We start from the raw sequence: 1814 nt of genomic DNA, 5'->3' as shown, positions 1-1814 counted from the left end.
GCGGGGTGCGGCGGCGGTGATGGGTCCTTGGGGTGTGTTTGTGGGGGGTTGGGGCATGGCGGAGGAATATTCAGGGTCAGGTTGGTAGGTGGGGTCCCACAGCCCCATCGATTTCACGCCAAAGATTCTGCGGTCGGGGTTGTCGTATCCTTCGCCGATCTGGCCGAGGGGGTTGTCGGTGACGGTAGGGACGTCCGCGGTCAGTGCGGCGTAGGCGTCGACGAGGCCCCAGCCGCAGTCGGCGGTGGGGATGTCTCCGGTGCCGGTTTTTTTAGCGGTTTTTAAGACGCGGTTGATGACGCTGGCGGCGTTGAGGTCGGGATGTTTCGCGCGGATCGCGGCGACGATGCCGGTGACGACCGAGGCAGAGATGGATGTGCCTGCTTTGTCGCGGTAGCCGCCGCCGGGCCAGGCTTGCGGGACTCCCGTGTCCGGGGTGGTCGCGAACGGACCGCACACAGCTACGCCGGGGGAGCTGACATGGTTTTGCCCGTTCGTGCGGGGGCGCCCCCAGTTGGAACTGGGGTCGCGGGTGAGGTTGTGATCGACACCGGCCACAGACAGGACACCGAATATGTCGGGGAGTCCGGTGAGAGTCGAACTCCCAAAATTGCCAGCCGATGCGACTATAACGACGTCTTTAGACTGGGCGTAGAGCACGGCTTCTTTAACGTCTTTTCCTGCCGTGCCAACAGAAAGGTTGATAACCTTGGTGCCATGATCAGTGCAATACCGGATCGCCTCGGCAACAGTACTGGTCTGGGTTTGTATTTCATAATTTAGTGAGACGCTGACAATGGTGGCGTCAGGGGCGGCGCCGATGATTCCGGACTCTCCGTTGTGGCCGTGGCCCCGCCCGGCGATGTTGGCAGCCATGTTGGTGCCGTGGTGGAAGTCGTATTCGCTGGTGATGGGTTTGAGTCCGTCTGGGGAGCCTTTCCCGGACAGGTCTTTGCCGTCAGCGAACCGCACTCCGGCGAGGTCAGGGTGGGTGGCGTCGATACCAATGTCTGGAAGGCAGACCCTGATGCCGCCGCGGGATAGAGGTAAAGAGCGATCGATGCCCATCGGGGTGATCCACCATTGCCGGTCCCGGACCTGGTCCCCCGCATGAGCCGGGATCGCCGCATTGCAGGCCAGTCCGCCAGTAAGGAATATGATCACAGCAGGGTGCCATCGATGGGGGCGGTGATTTCGGGACACGACGATCGGCATCCTTCCTGTGCTCACTTTTGGCTGGGGTTGATCTGGGTGAAACCCACCTGAGCTTGATTGTCGCTGGCTAGGTAGGCCCGATACGTCTGCTCCATAGAATTCAGGTGAGTGCAGACCTTCTGATCCAATCTCTTCATATTGTCAATAAGTGTTTGTGACTGACTATGAACCTTATCCCAGGCGCACTGGGCTTCCAGCATTTTTCCGCTGGCATCGCTCTTTTCTATGCGATCACGGGCGGCCTCAGCTTTCTTGATGGAGGCCTCAAGGTTGCGATGGGTCTCATAGAGGTCGGCATAGGTTTTGCGGAATTTCTCTGGATCCAGGCTGAAATCTAGAGAGGCTGATCCTTGGTGGGATTTGCGGATCTCATCAGCCTGGCTATTAATCAGATATTCCCGGCTGCAGTCGCTGTAGTCATTGAGGATGTATTGAGGTTTGTTATCGCCCATGGTGGTGCGCTTCCCGGTAGTAGTCGTCGTCATCGTCGTCGAGGAGGTACATGGCTCCTTCGTCGCCGATGATGGGGGGTACGGCGTGGGTGGGTACGCCCCATAGTTCGTCGCTGGTCATGCGGTAGCGGTCTTGGCGGCGGAGGT

Annotated in this window: 2 protein-coding genes; both read right to left on the bottom strand. The window is 59.4% G+C overall.

Going from position 1 to position 1814, the window contains the following annotated elements:
• Positions 1–1164: S8 family serine peptidase (locus KEM60_RS16010; RefSeq protein WP_219232429.1), on the bottom strand; the 1164-nt coding region annotated here is incomplete at its 3' end.
• A 62-nt stretch (positions 1165–1226) separates the two neighbouring features.
• Complete coding sequence (locus KEM60_RS16005) at positions 1227–1667, bottom strand: hypothetical protein (RefSeq protein WP_219232427.1); 441 nt, start codon at positions 1665–1667, stop codon at positions 1227–1229.
• Positions 1668–1814: the final 147 nt, after the last annotated feature.

The organism is Austwickia sp. TVS 96-490-7B (assembly GCF_019331795.1).
GTDB lineage: Bacteria > Actinomycetota > Actinomycetes > Actinomycetales > Dermatophilaceae > Austwickia.
Note: the sequence above shows the minus strand (reverse complement) of the source record. Positions and strands in the feature narration are given on the sequence as shown.